General features: G+C 27.1%; 11 protein-coding genes. All 11 read left to right on the top strand.

What is annotated here, in order from left to right:
• Positions 1-14: 14 nt before the first annotated feature.
• The 11 genes from JXZ93_RS01625 to scpB all read left to right on the top strand — a co-directional run bounded on the left by JXZ93_RS01625 (position 15) and on the right by scpB (position 20337).
• A complete protein-coding gene (locus tag JXZ93_RS01625) occupies positions 15-7994 on the top strand; it encodes a PDxFFG protein (protein ID WP_205852535.1) in 7980 nt (2659 codons plus the stop codon).
• Positions 7995-8005: 11 nt separating this feature from the next.
• Positions 8006-10999, top strand: a complete 2994-nt coding sequence (locus JXZ93_RS04155; RefSeq protein ID WP_205852536.1) for an ABC transporter substrate-binding protein — start codon at positions 8006-8008, stop codon at positions 10997-10999.
• A gap of 12 nt (positions 11000-11011) precedes the next feature.
• On the top strand, positions 11012-12091 hold the full coding sequence (locus JXZ93_RS01635; RefSeq protein ID WP_205851874.1) for an ABC transporter permease: 1080 nt from the start codon (positions 11012-11014) through the stop codon (positions 12089-12091).
• 5 nt (positions 12092-12096) lie between these two features.
• Positions 12097-13074 (top strand): ABC transporter permease, encoded by a 978-nt coding sequence (locus tag JXZ93_RS01640; RefSeq protein ID WP_205851873.1) that lies wholly within the window; start codon positions 12097-12099, stop codon positions 13072-13074.
• 6 nt (positions 13075-13080) lie between these two features.
• Entirely contained in the window at positions 13081-14949 is a 1869-nt protein-coding gene (locus JXZ93_RS01645; RefSeq protein ID WP_205851872.1) for an ABC transporter ATP-binding protein, read from the top strand.
• Positions 14942-16282, top strand: coding sequence for an ABC transporter ATP-binding protein (locus tag JXZ93_RS01650; protein WP_205852537.1), 1341 nt, complete (start codon positions 14942-14944; stop codon positions 16280-16282). The genes JXZ93_RS01645 and JXZ93_RS01650 overlap by 8 nt, the downstream gene beginning before the upstream one ends.
• A 1277-nt stretch (positions 16283-17559) precedes the next feature.
• Positions 17560-17823, top strand: coding sequence for an HPr family phosphocarrier protein (locus JXZ93_RS01655; protein ID WP_205851870.1), 264 nt, complete (start codon positions 17560-17562; stop codon positions 17821-17823).
• Between the two features lie 108 nt (positions 17824-17931).
• Positions 17932-18267 carry a holo-ACP synthase gene (locus JXZ93_RS01660; RefSeq protein WP_205851868.1) on the top strand — a complete coding sequence of 112 codons (336 nt, stop codon included), beginning with the start codon at positions 17932-17934 and terminating at the stop codon, positions 18265-18267.
• Positions 18251-19018 (top strand): 1-acyl-sn-glycerol-3-phosphate acyltransferase, encoded by a 768-nt coding sequence (locus JXZ93_RS01665; RefSeq protein ID WP_205852538.1) that lies wholly within the window; start codon positions 18251-18253, stop codon positions 19016-19018. The genes JXZ93_RS01660 and JXZ93_RS01665 overlap by 17 nt, the downstream gene beginning before the upstream one ends.
• Positions 19005-19775: a segregation/condensation protein A gene (locus JXZ93_RS01670; RefSeq protein WP_205851865.1), complete on the top strand. Its 771-nt coding sequence runs from the start codon at positions 19005-19007 to the stop codon at positions 19773-19775. Before JXZ93_RS01665 ends, JXZ93_RS01670 begins: the two co-directional genes overlap by 14 nt.
• Positions 19765-20337, top strand: a complete 573-nt coding sequence (scpB, locus tag JXZ93_RS01675) for an SMC-Scp complex subunit ScpB (RefSeq protein ID WP_205851863.1) — start codon at positions 19765-19767, stop codon at positions 20335-20337. The genes JXZ93_RS01670 and scpB overlap by 11 nt, the downstream gene beginning before the upstream one ends.
• Positions 20338-20355: the final 18 nt, after the last annotated feature.

Raw genomic sequence — 20355 nt, forward strand, 5'->3', positions numbered from 1 at the left:
TTACGAAAGGAAATATGAAAAACAAAAAAAGAAAAAAGTTCAATTGAAGAGCTTCTGTTTGACCTAAATATGTAATTTCAGCTGCTCTTATTTTTGCCGCAACAGCCACAACAATTTCTTTGCTTAAATATAATTCAGTTAATCAACAAGCCGAAAAAGGTGTTGAAAAAAATGAATTAAAAAATGAATTTGTTGAAGTTAGCAAAGCAAAAGTGTCTTTTGTTACCACAGACAAAGCAACATTAATTGCTGAATTTGATCCATTAAAAGGAGCAAATGGTGAAGTTTTAGTCAATGGTAATTGAGTTGATTATGATAAATTCTTGAATGATTATTTCGAAGAGAATCATTCATTACCGTTTTTAAATATAAGATATGGTAATTTTGACTTTTATAATGAATATTTAGAAGCTGTTAATGCTGTTGATTTTTATAATTTTACACAATGATTCATGAAAAACGTTTCATGAGGTCCTGAAATAATAACACTTAAAGAGTTTTCAATTGTTAAAGGGGTTGAACAACATGGTAATAGCATTACTTTAGGGGCTCACTCAAACGAAAATAAAGAATATACACAAATTAAATTTTACCCTGATGCTTTCTTTGGTTCAATACCATTACACAGTACCCTCAGTGGTGCCGGAAATGCTTCAGATTCTTTATTGTATAAAATTAATAAAAAATTATGAAGTTATGAAGAAGTTCAAAAATTCTTATCGAATGTTACAAAATATAATTCATTTTCAAATACATCATTAGAAACACTTCGTCGTTTTTCATTTAGAAAAATTAGCGATGTTCGTTCTTTAAAGAATAAAAAAGTTTTTGTTGTTTCAGGTTCTTTACCTGAATCAATAAAAGAAAATTCATTTAGTTCAATTGAAAAATCAAGAATTAATATACCTTCAGATTATTTATCAATTGTCTACGCTAAAAACATCGAAGAAGCTAAAGTCAAATTTAGTGAATATGCCAAACAGTATTCAAATTTAGATAAATTTAATACTCTAAATGATTTAGATAAATTTACTTTTGAAGAAAAAACAATTATTAATATTAAATACGATTTCTATAACGAAGGTATTGAGCACGGTTATTCAGATAAATATTTAAGAATTTTCTTTGATGATGGTAAATCAATTGCTTTATTTAATGCTATTAATGATGCTGAATACAGATATATAGACGATAAAGGTGATGAACAATATGCAGTTCCTGAAACAGTAGAAAGTATTGAACAAGGTATAGACCATAACCGTATTAATTTTAGTAATTTATCATCTGATATTAGAGCATTATATGATCAATTTATTTTAAAAAATGAATCATTAGATCAACAAGTCTTTGACAACATTGATAAATATATAGAATCTCAACAATCATTAAAAGAGATCGACGAGGAAATTGTTAAAAATAATGATGTCGTTCAAAAAAGTAAAAAAGAATTTAAAGATATTTTAGTTGCGTATGAAGAAAACAAAAAAACTAATCAAGCTAAAGTAGATGAATTAAGTGCACAGGTAGAAGCTAAGAATTCCGAAATTTTAAAACTTCAGGAAGAATTAAAAGAAACAGAAGATGAAGAAGATTTAAAAGAATTACATTTTAAAATTTATAAATTAAATAAAGAAATTGAAGATTTAGAATTACAAATTTCAGATTATTTAGATGCAGTAAATAGATCTCAAGCTAAAATTGATGAATACACTCAATTAATTCCTACTGACGAGCAATTAAAACAAGCTCATAAAAATATTTCTGATTTAGTTGCAAGAAAAAGAGAAATTAATTTAGAAGAACAAAAAAGATTGCTAGAAGAAACTTTAGTTAAAGCCGGATTAGGTTCAGAAAAGTTTGAAACTGTAATTAATTTGAAAAAATTATTAGACAAATTAAATGAGATTGAACAAAATGAGATAGATTACAATAATTCTACTATTCAACAAAAATTTGACTATGTTAAATTAGTTCATGATTTTATTATTCAAAATAGACCATCATTCAACTTATATAGCGAAGTTTTAAATGGTAATGTTTTTGCTGAGTTAAAACCAGAATCAGATCGTTATGTTTTATATTCTATTGATTTAGGTTATATACCAACACAATTAATAGCAGTTGATGAACTTAATAAGTTGTCTGACGACACCCAAATTAATTGGAGAGAGTACTACAATATTGATGGATTTTTAAGAACCAAAGCAGATAAAGAGGCTACTGGTCGTTCTGAAAGAAGTGATTTTTATGTATATGCACCAAAAATTAATTCTATTTCAGATCCTTATGCTACAACAGAAAAACAAAATGATTTTAAACAAAAAGCTATTACAGAAATAAATAAAAAATTGAGTGATACTTTGAAAGTTAAAGATGAATTTTTAAACGATGAAGAGTTAAAAAATCAATCAACTAAAATTGATAATAGTTTAAATAGTTCAAATTATTCTAATTTATTAGAAGAGTTTGAAAATACAAAAAAAGAATTAGATGACCTTTCTAAAGAATATAAACAAAATATTCGTAATTATGTTGTAGTTATGACTTTAAAAAGTTTATCAGAAGCAGAAGAAAATGGATCTAGAGTATTCTATAAAGAAATTGAAAAATCATTGCTGGAAAATGATGATTTGGCAGAATATAAAGATGATTTTATGTCTATTTTAGACAAATCAGATTCATTAAGACAAGAGATACAAGAAAAATTAGTTTTCTTTAAAGCGAAAGTTAGTGAAAAATTAAAAGATTTTGTAAGAATTTATACTGAAGCCGCAGAAATTACCGCTAGTTTAAAACCGGAATTCGATTCTTACCATAAAATGGTTTCAGAAAAATTTAAAGTATCATTAAACAACATAATTAATAAAATAGCTGATGCTGATTTATTAGACCCAACCGCCAATCAATACATGAATGATTTAATTTCAGAAAGCATTGATGCTATAGATAGCTTTAATATTAGTTTAGCTAATTCAAATAAAAATCTTCAAACAATATTGAATGATTTCAAAGATTCGTTAAATTATTTAAGAAGATTAGAACAAGAATTTGGATTAAATAATTTTGACGATTTAATTAAAAGATACTTTTCTATCATTTCCAATCCAGTTTTTATGAGTTTTGGTTTTCGCGGAGAAAATGATACCAAAGAAGAGCGCATTAAATGAATTGCTGCAATTTTTAAACCAATAATCGAATATAGATACAATTTATATGAAACTAATAATAAATTAGTTGAAGATTACACAGAAAAAATTGAAGAACTTGAAAACGAGATAGACAAATTAAATTCTAGCGAAGAAAAAAAACCTGAAAAAATTGCGGAATTAAAGGAAATAAAGAGAAAATATGAAGTTTTAGCTGAGTATTATAAAGGATTGGTGGCTAAAACTGAAATGGATGAAGATTCAAGCTTTGGAAAAATCGCAAATGGAGCATACGATATCTTAAGTGAACATTGGGATAATGAAGATTTTGAAGAGGGTGGTGAAATGGAATATGACTTCGAAGAAGAAAATCCTGCCGCTTGAGAACAATTTAAAACTCAAATAGATAGATTTAATACAGATGTAACAGAATATACAAAACTTAGAGATAAAACTTATGATTCAGCAGAAGCATTTACACGTAAAAGTTCCGATTATGCAGATCAATTAAAATTAAGCTTTAATACATTTAAGGAAATTGAATCAAAATATAAAACGGTAATGGATCAAACTTTTGAAAATGCAAAGAAAATTATCAATAGAGATATTGCTTCAAAAGTGTGATTAGAAGCTATGAATAGTTCTGAAGGATTAACAATTTCAAAGAAAAACCCTTTATATGTTTCAAATTCTAAAATCGATTTAATTCAAAAATTAACTAAAGCTGGAATTATAACACCAGAGACAAATTTAGTAGAGTTTAGTGAAAATAATATTTTCAATGTAAAACTAAATAAAGTTGAGAAAAAAGGAACAAAACTTTATCTAACACTTAAAGAATATGTTAATAATGAAGGAAATGATTTTGAAAGTTATTTAAATACCAGATTTGTTAAGTTTAATGTAGATGCAAATATTGATGAAAAAGAAAATGGTGATGCCCTTGATCAAGTAAAAGATTTATTTAATGTCATTGAATATAAATCAGTTGTGCAACCATTTGCAATTAAAGAAGAAGGAAGCAAAAATATTAGTACACCAGAAGGTGTTAAAAATGTTTCTACATATAGCGTTTATGTAGAAGCTTATGATGGTTTTGCTAGTTCGCTTGTTAAAAAAGTTCCTTGAGCAACTGAAACTCTTGAAGGAGAGCACCTAGTAAGAAAATTAAATTCTAAAGGTGAATTCGAATATGTTTTAGAAAATGGTAAATATTTTGGATTGAACCCAGATTCACGTGTTGGTATTTGATCATTAATCGCAATGAACAATAAAAATTACAAAGGACTTGCGGCTGATTTTCTTAAATTTGTTGCTGCTCACGAATATGGTCACCACATGACATTAAATTCAGCACAAGATTTAGGTGATAAAGGCAACAAACCAATTTTTGGTTCTGCATTAACACCTGGTTCAACACCTAATATACAAAATTACTACAAAAGAGATGTTATTGATTTATACTTAAAAGCTAGAACACATTTAAGTTTAAATTCTTCACCACTTCTAAACCAACCTAATATTGTTTCTGAAGAAAATGATGGAGAATATTTATTATTTAATTTACCTAAAAAAGAAAATAACGAAATTATCAACAATGAAAGAACAGTTGAAAAACCTGAAAATGTTTGAGGAAATAAAGTTGGTAACGAAAACTTGAAAGATGCATTATTAAATAATAATCGTAGATTTTTACAAACATACGAAGGGCTTCTTAAAGCAACCGAATCACGTAGAAAACAAAACGGACTAACTTCGACAGAAGATAAGAAATGATTAAATGTTTCTGACTTATGATTGATGAATACATTAGATCAAAACTCGGGTACACTTAACCCATCAAAAAATTCAGATGAACAATATCCAGTAAAATATATGGTTCAAGATGCAGACGGAGTTTGAAGATTTAAAAAAGCGTCTTTAGATATGCTTAAAGGTAAAGCTAAAGATGGTATGGGTAATTTGATAGATTTTTATGAATATAACGGAGAAATATTACCTAAAATTGTTGAAGGTGAAAGAAATGATAAGGGTGAATTTATTAAGATAGATAAAGTTTTAATCTTTAATAAAGATAAAACCCCTATTATTAATGTTCCTTTAGGAATTGATTTTACATCCGCTGAAAATAACCCTTTTTATCAAATTGGTAAACAAGGAACAAATACAAATGTTAATATAACACTACAATATGTAAACAAACAAATTAAAGATGCCGAAGATACAATTAAATCACTTATTGTAGATAATTACTCAATTAATGGGTGAGATTCAAATACATCTAATACTTCATTAGAACCAAAAACTAGTGTTGAATTCCCGCTTTTAGGAACTTTATTCTCAGAACTTAGTCCAAATTATAATAAAACATTATTATTACCATATTTAGATAATGTAAAATCAAGAAAACGTAGTGATGGCGGAATAAATGCATCTTACTTTATTGCTAAATATTATGGAGAAGATGGAGAAGTTCTTTATGATAGATTTGCAAAAATTAATAAAAACAATATCATTAAAAATCCATTAGTTCAAGAAGAATTTTATTTAAATCCATATTCTGAAAAATCAAAAGCAGATTCATCATTTGTTGATGTAATACTTGAATTATATTTAGGTACAGGTGGTACTTACGAAACTCTTTCTGCTGGTGGTAAACATGTATTATGATTAAGCGAAAATGAACAGTATTTACCAAATGTTAATTTAAAACAAATTTTTACAACAGGTTTTCTAGATGGACAATTAAGTGCTGATATTTTAAAACAATTAGAACAAAAACAATTCATGGATTGAATGAGTCCTTTTGTTGCTAAATTTATCGGACGTGATGTCGCAAATAATAGTTTCTTAATGATTAACGGAAGCGGTGATGTTGTTTCGAAAAATACTATAAACCCAACTCTTCCTAATTTTGCGGAATTTCGTACATTAAAAATTAATCAAGGAATTGTTGCTAAAGATATTGAAAACAATCTATTTAATAGTTACTATGTAACAGGTACTAATGGAATCAAAAATTATGGTTTTGATATTCAATTTAATGATTTTGATACATTCCTTGCTTTTACAAGTGTCGATACAACAAAAGCAATTTTAGATGTCGCAAATAACGTAGTAAATTGAGATTTAGACTATGTTAAAGCTAGATTTGATATCCCTAAATTTGCAAGAGAATTAAAGATTGCCTTAGCCAAAGAAGAAAAATTAACTTCTGAAGAAAAATCTTACTATAATAAATTGATAGAAAGTAATAACGAACAACAATATGCAAATGAAATAATGAAAAGATTCACTAATTCATCATTGAACTTATTTACAAGAGATCATACTTTTAAACAAATAAGAGATAAAATCAATGAAAGTAAGGAAAATGAATTAAGATACGGTTGAATTTTTGATAAAGATTTAGGATACGGCTTATTTAAATCAGATGGTGTTGTTGTAAGTGATAAAGCGAGAGAAAATGATCAATGATCAATTTCCGTTAAAAAATTCTTTGATACATATCAAAGTTTTGCTGATGAAAATCAAGTTGACTTAGACCAATTTTCATTATTTGATGACTTAATTTTGGACGATAAAATTCAAATGTATACAACTCAACTTTTATACAATTTAAGACTTTCAAAATTCCAATTTAAAGATATATTATTATCATTCGCAAGAGGAAAAACCAAAAAAATTAAACCAACTTCAGATGTTGAAGCTTACTTTAAGACAAAAACAGAACGTAAATTTAATGAATTATTCTCAGATTATACATATTCATTTGCTGAAACAATCAATCGTGATAACTTACAAATAACATATTCACCTTCTCAAGATGAATATAGAAACTTACCAAGCTTTTTATCAGGGTTAAATGAATCAAATACAGGTTTAGAATATGTTTTAGACGGTTCGTATACAGCTAAATGAAGAGATTTAATGTTTAAGTTTAAGGGTGAAGAAAAAGAAACTGTTCAAAATACAATTGTTGAATTTGAACAAAAAAATGATAACGAAGATAAATATAGATCAGAAAAAATAGGAACATCATATTCACCTAGTGATTTAGCATCAAACGATAATTTCTCTGATGACCAAAATAAATCTCCTTTATATTTAGGACGTTTCCAATCAATTAATAATGGTTGATTTAAAGATCGTTGATATAGAGATTTTATTAATTTTAGACTTTATGATGATGAAGGTAACTCAATCCAAGATGATACAATACGTATCACTGATTTAGAAGGTAATGTTGTATCAGATAGAGCAAAAGCTTATTGAGAATACTATATTCAATCTCAAGGTGTCGGAAAACGTAATGTTTCTAACATTTGAAGAAATACAGATAAAGACGCAATAGCTATGTTTGGTTATCTAAATAATGAGGATATAAACAAAGTTGATTATTTAGTATTTGAAGATTTAGAAACACAAGAGGTTAAAACAATTAAAATTAACAAAAAGAATAGTAGTAATATGTTCTATTATAAAACACAAAATGTTAATAACGAAAACAACCCAACTTCACGTCATTGGTTAGGTGATGAAAGATATAATTATACTGATTCAAATGGTCATCATCAAGGACAAGGGTTTACCGCATGAGTAAGTGATTATGCAATCATGTCTAATTATTCAAATAAATTATTAACACCAAACCATGAATATAAAATTTACTTTTCAGATAATTCTAAAGGAACAAAAACATTAGAAATAGATTTAGGTACAGCAGAAAGTATTTCAGAAAACGGAAAAACATTTTCACAGGCACCAACATCAATTTATTTAAAAGAAATTGATGGCAAAAAAGTACCTGTATTTAAAGTTGGTGTTCAATTTAACGGAACTAAATAAAAAGGAGAAAGATGAAATCAAGAAAAAAAATAAAAACATTTTTATTAGCAATTAGTTCTTTTTCAATTCCTCTTGTTGGTGTTGCTTGTTCGCAAGCTCCAACTAAAGAAGGAAACAAAGAAGTTAGTGGACTTAAGAATGAAAATGAAAAAGTTAGAGTTAATGCTAGTTTATTAAATTCTGTGAAAGATTATAATTTAGGTCTTGCAGCCAACCCAATCAACTCTTTAAATTACATTAAGTACCCTTCTGTTAATAAAATATTACCTTCATTAGTTGAATCGCCAATTAAATCCGGACCTAACGAAGCTATTAAAAGAATTGCTAATATACCAAGGATGAATTGGGGTTTATACCAATCCGAAGATGGGACAGTTGATTCGTTTTTAAAAGAAAATCCAAATCCGGAAAATTCGGGAATGTTTTACTCTTTAGATAATTTTGGATCTGCTCCCGGGACTATAAATACCGACCAAACAGAATATTATTCAGTAAATTCAATTATTACTACAAATAATAAGTTTTTAACATCAAACATATTTTTAAATGATGGACAAAGTAAATGAAGTAATGGCGACTCCGTTACTGCAGACGACTATATTGACGGAATTCATTATATTTTAGATTTAGAAACAGGTTCTCAAAGAATAACATCTACATTGCAACGTAAATTTCAAAATGCAAATGAATTAATGCAAGCTCAACAAGAGTATATTCAAAAACATAGTGTTGCATTTAAGAATCCGTTTGCTTATCCTCCAGTTATAGAAGTTAATGGGAAATGAGAATATGATGTATTTAATCCTGATTATCAACCTTGAGCATCACAAAATATAGGTGATGATGAAGAAGTTTTAAAAATTAAAAATAATGCTTTAGCGTTAGGATTATATTCTGGTAGAATGTACTGAAATTATGATAATAAAACAATTTTAAGTGCTATTCCTTATTCTCCTGATTTTGATTTTGAAGCAGAAGATACATTGATTATGTTACCTAATCCTGAATATTCTTTAAAACTTCATACTGAAAAAGAATTAGAAACTATACCTCAAAGATTACCAAAAAGAATTAGAAAGTATTTATATTTTGATCCTAAACAAACAGTTTCTGACGATTTTAAGTCATTATTAAAAGAATCAAGAAGTTTAAAACATAAAATGGGTGATTTAAAATATTCTGAAGATACTAAAAATGAATATATTGAAAAAATTAATAAATTATATAAAAATTTAGTTTCTAACGGACAAACAACACTTGATAATGATTTTGTTAAACAACTTAATCCTAAAAAATATTTCAAAAATCGACTTCTAGGTCTTGATGAATATACTTTAAGAATCGGTTATGACGAATATGAACCTTCAAGCATTAACAGTGCATATCGTGATTTAGAAGGTGAATTAATTCCGGTTAATAGGTTATTTATAGAATCAATAGGTGGAATTAAGGAGTTTGGACTTAAAAAAGAAAACTTTTTAACTAATGGACCATTTAACATTGATGACTTAGTTTTAGGGCCACAAGGTTATGTGTTACTTACTAAAAATAATCAATACTATTCCGCATCTAAAACAATAAGTGATAGAATTAAAATATTCTTTTCAAATGAACCGAACATTAATTCTGCTATGTTTGAAGATGGGTATATTTCCGCAACAAGAATTCCATCAGTTTTACAGTGAGATTATTGATCAAATTTAGCTACAAGAAAATACATGAATAAATCAAATGGTTTTGGAACTATTGCTCTTGGATTTAATTTAGATAAGGAAACCAATAAAGATTCTTTTGTTAATGATCAAGATTTAAGAAACGCAATTTATTATGCCATTGATAGAAATGAAATGTTAAATATAGTCGGATGAAATACTTCGTTCCCTGTTATAACATGAACTGCATTCGGTCAAGCTTCTTCAAGTTTTGGAGACGCTGTTGAGGCTGGTTTTGAACATGATTATATGTATGCAAAATATGGAACATACCCTAAAGATCAAAGTGATTCATCAAATTACTTAAATCAAACAGTGTTTAAAAAATCTAAAGAACAAGCAGATAAAAATAATTGAGGAATTCCAATCCCTGTTCAAAACTATACACATATTGATCATATTTCAAAAGCTATGAAATTTGAGACAGTTGATAGAACTGACAAAGGTTATCATTTAGATGTTGCTAGAGCATATATAAATAAATTCAAAGAAAGACATCCGGGTATAAACCATGTTACTTTAAGATTTATTTCAAATTCTACAGATGAACAAAAAAATGCCGGTTTAGCGCTTAAAGATTTTATGCAAAAAGCATTTGGTGACTTTATTGAAATTGATATTAAAAACTTACCAGAAAATGTTTATGAAGATTGAAGAACTACAGGTAAATTTGATTTAATTTATCGTAATTTCGATACATTTGGAAGTGATATTTATTCTTATATAAGAGTTTTCTTAAAACCGGATGAAATAAATTCAAATCAGCAAAAGACAACTGGTTTTAGAAATAATCCTGTTGGAAGTTGAATTTATAATGATTATTTTAAAAATTTAGGTTATTCAAGAGACGAAAATAATAATTTAGTTATAAAAAACGACGAAGATAAAATTAAGATAGAAGATCTTAAACAAAGATTGAGAATTTTAGGTGGTGAAGAAGCACCTAATAAACCAAAAGGTCCGAATGTTTGAGAAAAAATAGTGGATCTTTCTGTTATGTACAATGACGAAAGTTTAAACGACTATACTCAACGTTATTTAAGATTCTTTACAAGTCAATTTACAGAAAAAGAAAAAGAAGAAGGTTGAACTGAGGTTATTGCTTTTGCTGTAATAGCAGGTTTTGAAAAAATAGTGCGTGAAACAGCACCTGTAATCCCACTTATGGAAGTAGATACATATTGAGAAGTTACAAGAGTAAATGGTGTTAGTGGATTATATTCATATTCATTGCAATACGCTTATGATGTTCTTAATCCGCCTGTTGCTAATTTACCAACAATAATTAAATAAGGAGAAAAATAGATGAAAATAAAAAATACAAATAATTTTGTAACAGAAAATGAACTGAATTTTAAAGATAAAAAATTATCCAATAATAATTCGTTTGTTGACTTTGCAAATAAAATTAAGCCAAAAACCACACTTGTAAATGAAGTTTTTAACACTCAATCAAGTTTAGTGAGAGCATTAAGAAGACTTTTTATTATGGCTTTTGAGTTCTTTACTATAGCTTGAATAGTTGTGACAATTACATTCTTCTTAATAAACTCAATACCTGGGTCTACAACCTTAACATCAGGATTAGATGAAGCATCAAAAAAAGCAATTGAAGCACAATATGGTCTAGATAAACCGTTATTTCAAAGGTATTTAATTTATTTACAAAACTTATTCCATGGTAATTTCGGAATTTCGTATTCTGTATTTCCTGGGCAAAATATTAATGATTTTGTTTGAGTAAGATTTTATAAATCTTTCTTGATCGGAATATTTTCAGTTATGCTAACTTTAGTTATCGGTATACCAATTGGAGTTTATGTTGGTATGAATCCTGATAAATTACCCGATCATATTGCTACAGTAGTTGTCTCAATTTTCTCATCAATTCCATCACTAGTTTTTGCTTTATGATTATTATTATTGGGTCGTATCATTAATATACCTTATTTATATGTTGAAACTGATATTACAACTTATATATTACCTGGTTTAGCATTATCATTAGGTTCAATTATTGTTTATATTAAATATATTAGAACAGAATTAAATCGTGAGTTAAACTCACAACACGCTAAGTTTTGTTATTTAAAAGGACTATCAAAATCAAGATTTGTCTGAACACACGCTCTTAAGCCGTCATTATTCCCAATCGCAACTTTCTTCCCTGTAGTTATTTTTGGTAGTTTTATTGGTAGTTTGTTTGTTGAACAAATATTCTTTATTACAGGTTCTGGTGGTTTATTACTTAATGCAATTACTTCAAAAGATTACAATATAATCTTATTCATGGTTACAGTATTCTCATTATTAACAATTCTCTCATATACAACTCGTGATGCTCTTTATAAATTAATTGATCCACGTGTTAGAAGAAGAAAGTAGGAAAAATGATTTTTAAAATAAAAAAACAACATGTATCACCAAACAATGAACACGGTAAAGATTTAGCGCCAAATCGTTTTATTCAACCGCTTAATTATAAAAAATGAGAGTTAATTGGTAATTTACTCGAATACCATGAATCTAAAAATATTAAAAAACAACAAAATAAATGATCAGAATTATTTTATAGATATTCTAGAAGTTATGCAGGTGTATTTGGTCTAATATTATTTTTAACAATTGTTATTAGTTCTCTTATAATTCCTTTTTTCACAAGAAATCCTGAAACTTTACATATAGAAAATAAATATGAAAACTTTTTCGAAAACGGATCTATTTTTGGGACAGATTATTTAGGTCGCGACTTATTTGGGCGTTTATGATGAGGATTAAGATATTCTTTAGCTCTTGCTTTAGTTACCACAATTATTCAAGTTGCTATTGGGTTATTAATCGGTATAACTATGGGACATTTTAGAATTTTTGATACTATTATGACATATATAATTAAAATTATTTCTAATGTTCCGTCAATAATTATTTTAATCGTTATAACAATAGTTTGAAAACCTACATTTTGAGTTATAGTTTTCGCTCTTACTTTTACATCTTGGACAGGTATTGCAAATCAAATGAGATCCCAAGTTTTAAGAGCTAAAAATTTTGAATGAGTAGCAGCTTCAAGTATTTTAGGTACACCTACTTATAAAATTCTTCTTAATTATTTACCTGTTGTAGTTCCGCTTTTAGTTACAGAAATAGTGTTCCATATTCCAGGGGTTATTCTTAGTGAAACATCATTGGCATTTATTGGATTAAGTATTGATATACCTACTTTAGGAAATTTAATTTCTGAAGGTTCTAAAGTATTTACTGCTTACCCGAGATATGTTTTAATCCCGTCTACTATGCTTGTTTTACTTACAACTTCAATTCAGTTAATATCTGCAAGTGTTCAAGATTCATTATTAAGACAAAGATAGGAAAATATGAAAGTAAAATCAAAAAGATACAAAAAACCAAAGTTTAAAACAAAAAAATCTAAAAAAGAAATAGATTATATATTTATTAGACGGTACGAAGATGTAGTAGAATATGTAACAGAAACAAATCAAGAAGAAATAGAAAACACTATTTATGTAGAAGTAGACGAAGATAATGAAATAAAAGAAAAAATAAATGAAAAAAACATAAAGAATAATGAAGAACAAATTATTATCGAAGAAGAATTAAATTTAAAAACAAAAAGTAATAATGAACAAAATGTTGCTACCCAAGAAAAAGAACAAGATTTAGAAGAAAAGTTAATTAATAATAATATAGATATAAAGAACATAAATATAGAAAACTGAAAAACATTATCTTATCAAGAAAAAATTAAATATTATTCGTCAGTAATGACTACTAATTTAAGTTCTAATCTCGAACTAGATAAAGCACCTTATACAAAACTTTATCCTGAAGTAATTAAAAAATTAGCAAAGCCACATCCTAAAAATTTATTAGAAGTAAGAAAAGACAAAAACAAATCTTTTTCAAGAGGTGTTATAGATTTTTGAACAAACATTTTTAATAAATTAAAAAATTTATCTAAATTAAAAAAACAAAATGCAACTTTCGAATTTCAAAAATATATTGATAATGCAAGAACAGAACATGTATTAGATCAAGATCTAAAAGTGGCCGCAGAGATAGAAGATATTTATTTAACATTCAAAAACCCTGCTAATCCAAGTGAAAAAAACTTAGTCTTAAGAGGTCCTTCACTTAAAGTTTATGAAGGAAAAATACACGCAATTATTGGTGAATCAGGTTCAGGTAAATCCGTTATAACTTCACTTTTATATGGACTTACAGGCAATAATTCTATTATAGAATCAGGTTCAGTTAAATTATATGGTTTAGAAGTCCACAACTTCAACCTATTTAACTGAGAAAAATCAAAATTAAGAGGAAGAATTGTTAGTGCAGTTTTCCAAAACCCAATGTCAATTTTGGACCCTACTATGAAAGTTGGGAGACAAATTACTGAAGGGATGTTAATTAATGGTATTGCAAAAACTAAAAAAGAAGCGATAGAAGAAGCTGTTAAGTATCTTAAATTAGCTAAAATTAACAATCCCGAAAAAGTAATGAATTTATATCCGCATGAACTTTCTGGTGGTATGATTCAACGTATTGCGATAGCCGCTATAGTTAGTTTAAAACCCAAAGTTTTAGTTATGGATGAGCCTACAACGGCACTTGATCCAACAGTTCAAGCTTTGGTTTTAGATATAGTAAGAGAATTACAAGAAAAATTCAAAATTGCAATTGTATTTATTACCCACGATTTAGGTGTTGTTGCTTCTATTTCTGAATTTATAAATATTATGTACGCTGGACAAATAATTGAATCTGGTACACGTGAAGAAATTTTAATGCATCCGCAACATCCGTATACTTGAGGTTTAATCTCATCAATGCCTGATTATAATAATGATGAACGTTTAAGTGTTATTAAAGGTGCAGTCCCATCTTCTCTTAATGATATTAAAGGAGATGCATTTGCAATCCGTAATGATTATGCTTTAGGTAAGGATTTAGAAGAAGAATCTGACTTTTATTACTTATCAGATACACACTATGTAAAATCTAGTTTATTAGACAAAGAAGCACCATTTTATCGTCCTCATAAAATTATTGAAAATCTTTGAAAAAGATATTTCAATCGTTTAGAAAAACTTTATGGAAATAATTATTTCATTACTCATAATGAGTATATTAAAAAATTAGAAGAAACAAATATATATAACGATAAAGTTGTTGAACTAATAAGAAAACAAGAAGAAAATGAACAGGAGCAAGTTGATGAATAAAGAAAAAAAATATTATGTTGAATCGAATTGACTTGGCAAAAAACAGTACCGTGAAGTTAGAGAGGGTACTGAACAAATGTTGAATTCTGTTGATAAAGAAAAAATTCTTGAGATAAGAAATATGGATGTTACATACGGACATGGTGCTAAAACTTTTTATGCGCTTAAAGACTTTAATTTAAATATCTATAAGGGTGAAGTTTTAGGACTAGTTGGTGAATCGGGTTCAGGTAAAACAACAGCAGGTAAAGCAATTATTGGTTTAACTCCTCATAGTTTTGGACAAATAAAAATATTAGATAGGGTAATACCTAAAAATAAAAATAAAGTATTTAAGTGATCTAAAAAAGGAAAAGATATCATCAACTTTATGGTAAATAAGGTTCAAATGATATTCCAAGATCCTACAAATAGTTTAAACCCATTTAAAGATGTTGAATCAATAATCGGCGAAGGTTTAACTAACACAAAAAACGCTAAAGAAATATACATTTATAATTATGATAGTAGAGTTAAAAAAGAGATTTATGGAGAATTATGTAATATTCACCATAAAGAATTTTTTGGTGAATACGAAAAATGACTAGACAAAGAGTTGGCAATCGACGAGAAAAAAGCTTATCAAGCATTTTATGTTGATTTTTATTCAAAAGTAAAAGAATTAAAAAATAATTATTTAAATAAATTTTTAAATAATTATATTGTAGAAAGAGAAAAAATAAGCAAACTTACTGAGAAAGAAGCAAAGGCGTTACTTATTAGAGAAATATTAAGTTCAGTAGGTTTAGACGAAACAGTATTAGGTAGATATCCTCTTGAATTTTCCGGTGGTCAACAGCAACGTATTGGTATTTGTAGAGCGATTGTTCTTAAACCACAAATTTTAATTGCTGATGAACCTATTTCAGCTCTAGACGTTTCTATACAAGCTCAAGTTATTAATATATTTAAAGAATTAAAAGAAAAATATGATTTAACAATTCTATTCATAGCACATGATTTACGTATGGTTGAATATATTTCCGATCGTATTGCTGTTATGAATAAAGGGACTCTTTTAGAAGTTGGTCCGGCAAAATCTATAGTTCACAATCCACACCATCCATATACACAAAGTTTATTAGATGCAGTTCCTTCTATTGAAGCCGAAAAAGGCTCTCTAGTAGGTGAAACATACGATCCTAACATTCATAATTATGATGAAAAAAACCAACCTAAATGAATTCAAGTTGGCGAACAACATTTTGTCTTAGCTTCTGAAAACGAAATTGAAGAATTTAAACAAAAAGCAGTAGAATATAGAAATAAAAAAATAAATTTAACTAATCAATAGACTAAATATTCATTTGACTCATAAAATAAAATACCAAGCATAAAAATATCTGTGCTTGGTATTTTTATTATATTTTAAGTTTGGTGAAAATCTTCTTTCACAAGAAATTTTTTAAAATTGTTTTCTAGATTTTTTAGAGTATTTGAATATTAATTCAAATTAAAAAAGACATTTATGTGATTTTATTCGTATCTATTTTATTTAACAATTACAATAATAATCACATTTTTCTTATTTAATAAAAATGAAATAAACATTTCTTTTAAACTTTAGAAATACTTTTTAAATAAAAATTATTTTGAGTGCTACTTTGTATAAAAACCTTAATTCTTTAGTAATTCATTCTTAATTTTTATTTACAGCCGATATTGTTCATCAATTTAGATGGAGTAGTTTTTATTAAAAATTTCAATGCAATAGAATTATATTTTATATAAATTGTGTTGTGCTGAAATTACAAATTAATAATTTTTAGTTTAGTTTATTTTATTAATGATAATTACATTTTTTAATTTTTAATTTAATGTTTTGAAGAAATTTAGGTAAGAAAAAAGAGCGACACTAACCAAGTCGCCCAAGTGATTCTACTAAATATTTATTCATGCACAACTTGGTGATCAATTACTTCACCAATTAAACGTTGGGGTCTCCCCACTGATTTTCACTTTGGTTTAATTGTTTTTTACATCCAGATTTTTCAACCAGACCAACACCACAGAACCTTATAGTCAGCTCACGCCAACTTCAACTGGACTTTATGTTTTGGTATCGTTTGACTTCGGTTACCACAGCCGCAAGTAAACAACATAACGGTTTGGCGTGTCATTTAATAAATAATAGATTCATTTCCACCATCACGTCTTCGCAAATACATTTTGCTATGAAGGCATTCAAGCCTCGACAATAGTGATGTGCGTTATCAGCAAGTTTTCTGATTTTTCCGCCATTTTTTCGAATAGAATTATATCACTTATTTTTAAAATAGTAACAAACTATAAAATAATTTTATTTTGAATTATTTATTCATATTCAACTATTTTCATATTAAAAAACATATCATTTTTATAATTTCATTTTTTTATTAATAAAAAATAATACATTTAACGCTAATTAATTTATAATATTAAGAGAATTTTAAAACTATTTAATATTATAATTTGAATTACAATGATATAACAATTTAATTATTCATTATTCTTTATAGTGAATATTATTTAGCATCTTTTGTGCTATAATATTTTTGTTAAGTTTTAAAATTTAATCAAGAAAGGTGAAAAATGAAAGAATTTACAGTAAAAATCATCGATCCTATTGGATTACACGCTCGTCCAACAACATTAGTATCACAAGCTGCTGCTAAATTTAAATCTGATTCTTTTATAACAAGTAACGGTCGTGAAGCAAACCTTAAATCAATCATGAACATTATGGCTTTAGGCATTAAACATGGTGCCGAAGTTACTGTTAAAGTTTCAGGAGAAGACGAAGACGAAGCTATCAAAGCACTTCATGATACATTTGTATCACTTGAATTAATATAATATATTATCTCTAGAGATTTTCTGGAGATTTTTTATATACTTAATCAATTTGATATTAAATTTAGTATTTTATTTATATATATAAATAAATTCAATATAATTTTATATATGGAATATAATGTAGGTGTTGATTTAGTGAAAATTTCAAGATTTAATAATAAGTCATTAACTTTTGCCAAGAGAATATTGAGTGAAAATGAATTAAAAGAATATAATAACCTACCCAATGAACAAAAAACTTTATTTTTAGCTAGGTCTTGAGCTATTAAAGAAGCAATTTTTAAAGCTAATAATGAATATTTTGATTTTTCGAAAATAAGCTTACATAAGGAAAATAAAGTTTGAAAATTTAAAGAATTTGCAATTAGTATATCTCATGAAGATGATTTTTTAATCGCTTTTGTAATTGCAAACAAGGAGACAAAATATGAAAAAATCAATTAATATAAAGTTAAAAATATTATTTTCAGCAGTACCTTTCTTTTTTAAAATGATGAAAATAAAAAAAATGTTAAAAAAATATAAGAAAACACCGGAGATGATTAGTGAAGAGCAAAGATATGCATATTTAACTAAAGTTGCTAAAAAGGTGTTGAAAATATATAACATAGATTTAGTGGTTAAAGGTCTTAGTAACTTACCTTCAAATGGTGGTAGCATTTTAGTACCAAATCATAAATCTTATTTAGATGTTGTTGCTTTAATGGTCGCTTTAGAAGAAGAATCAAATGAATATAATATTAAACAAAGAATACCTGTTTTTATAGCTAAAAAAGAATTAAAAAATTCAAGATACATTAATCGTGCAATGGAATTAATGGATACATTTTTAATTGATCAACAATCGGTAAAAAATAGTTTAAACACATTTAAGGAATTTACTTCTTTTGTTAAGTTAAACAAAAGGTTTGGTATTGTGTTTCCTGAAGGAGAAAGAGTCTATAAAGAAGAGGTAGGAGAATATAAAGCCGGAGTTTTTAAAGTAGCGGCTGAATCATACATGAATATTATTCCTGTTACTATTTCAGGTGCGCTTAATTCTTTCGATATCAATCGTAAAGGTAGAAGAACTATCACTGTAAACTTTTTGAGAGAAATAAAAGCAAAAGATTTAATGACACAAACTCCTTCATCCGTTGCTAAGAGAGTGCAAATGATTGTTGATAAGGAAATTGAAAAATATGAAGATAGTTAAGAAAAATATAAACTATGATACAAAATATGAATTTAACTTAAATAATTTTGATGGACCTCTTGATTTACTGCTTGAACTAATTAAAGCAAAAAAGATAGATATTATGGAAGTTAATTTGGTAGAATTAGCTACACAATATATAGAAATAATTAATAAGATAACCGAAGACGAGTTAGATGTAGCTGGTGATTATTTGGCGATGGCGGCTAATTTAATAAATTTAAAATCTAGAATGATTTTAAGAGATCCTGAAGATGAACCAGACAAAGAATTAGAAGAAGAGAAACAAAAACTAATTCAAGAATTGATTGAGTACGAACATTTTAAAAATGTTAGAGAAGCATTGAAAACTTTTCAAGGCTTACGTCAAGATATCTTCATTAAGAAACCAAGCGATATTGAGGATTATTTAATTGATAATGATAATAGTAAGTTAGATGGTCATTCTAGTCCTTTAAAACTTATTAACGTGATGCGTAGAATGTTTGAAAGGGTTTATGCTCAAAGGTTACGTGAAACTAGGTTAGAAAAATTTAATTTGACACCTTCAGATCAATTTCCTTTTATTAAAAATTTAATGAAATTAAATGAGAAAGTGAGTTTCGAGAAAGTATTCAATCAACCTTCTTTAAATCATTTTGTTGTAACTTTAATGGCTTTGCTCGAACTTGCAAGACAACAATTTTTAATAATTCATCAAGATGAGCAGTTTGATACTATTTATATTACTAGAGGAGAATCTTACAATGAAAAATAATATTATCGAAGCACTTTTATACATTCAAGGAGATGAAGGCTTAACTTTAGAACAAGTTAAAGAAATTTTTGGTACACAAACCCTTGCTGAAGCTAAAAAAATAATGATGGATTTCCATAAAGAATTTAATGAGCAAGGTAGAGGTTTAAAAGTAGTTAATTTTAATGATGTTTATAAATTAGCAACCCGTGAAACTGTTAAAGAATATGTAACAAAAATGGTTTCTATTGTAAGACCTAACCGTTTATCAAATGCAGCCATCGAAGTTGCAGGAATTATAGCTTACAAACAACCAATTACTAGAAGTCAAATTAACAAAATACGTGGAGCAGCTTCAGAACAAGTTGTTAATACTTTATTAATTAAAGGTGTTATTGAAGAAGTTGGTATAGCACATACACCAGGACGTCCGGTATTATACGGTGTTACAAATAAATTTTATGATCATTTCAGAATTTCGACATTAAGAGAATTACCTAAAATGGATGATTTTAATTATATAGACGGTATAGAAAACGAATCTAATGATTTTGACTTATTTCAAAGCCAAAGAGAAGAATAATAACAATTTATATATAAA

This window comes from Mycoplasma sp. CSL10166 (genome assembly GCF_017116885.1).
Taxonomy (GTDB): Bacteria; Bacillota_I; Bacilli_A; order Mycoplasmatales; family Metamycoplasmataceae; genus Mycoplasmopsis.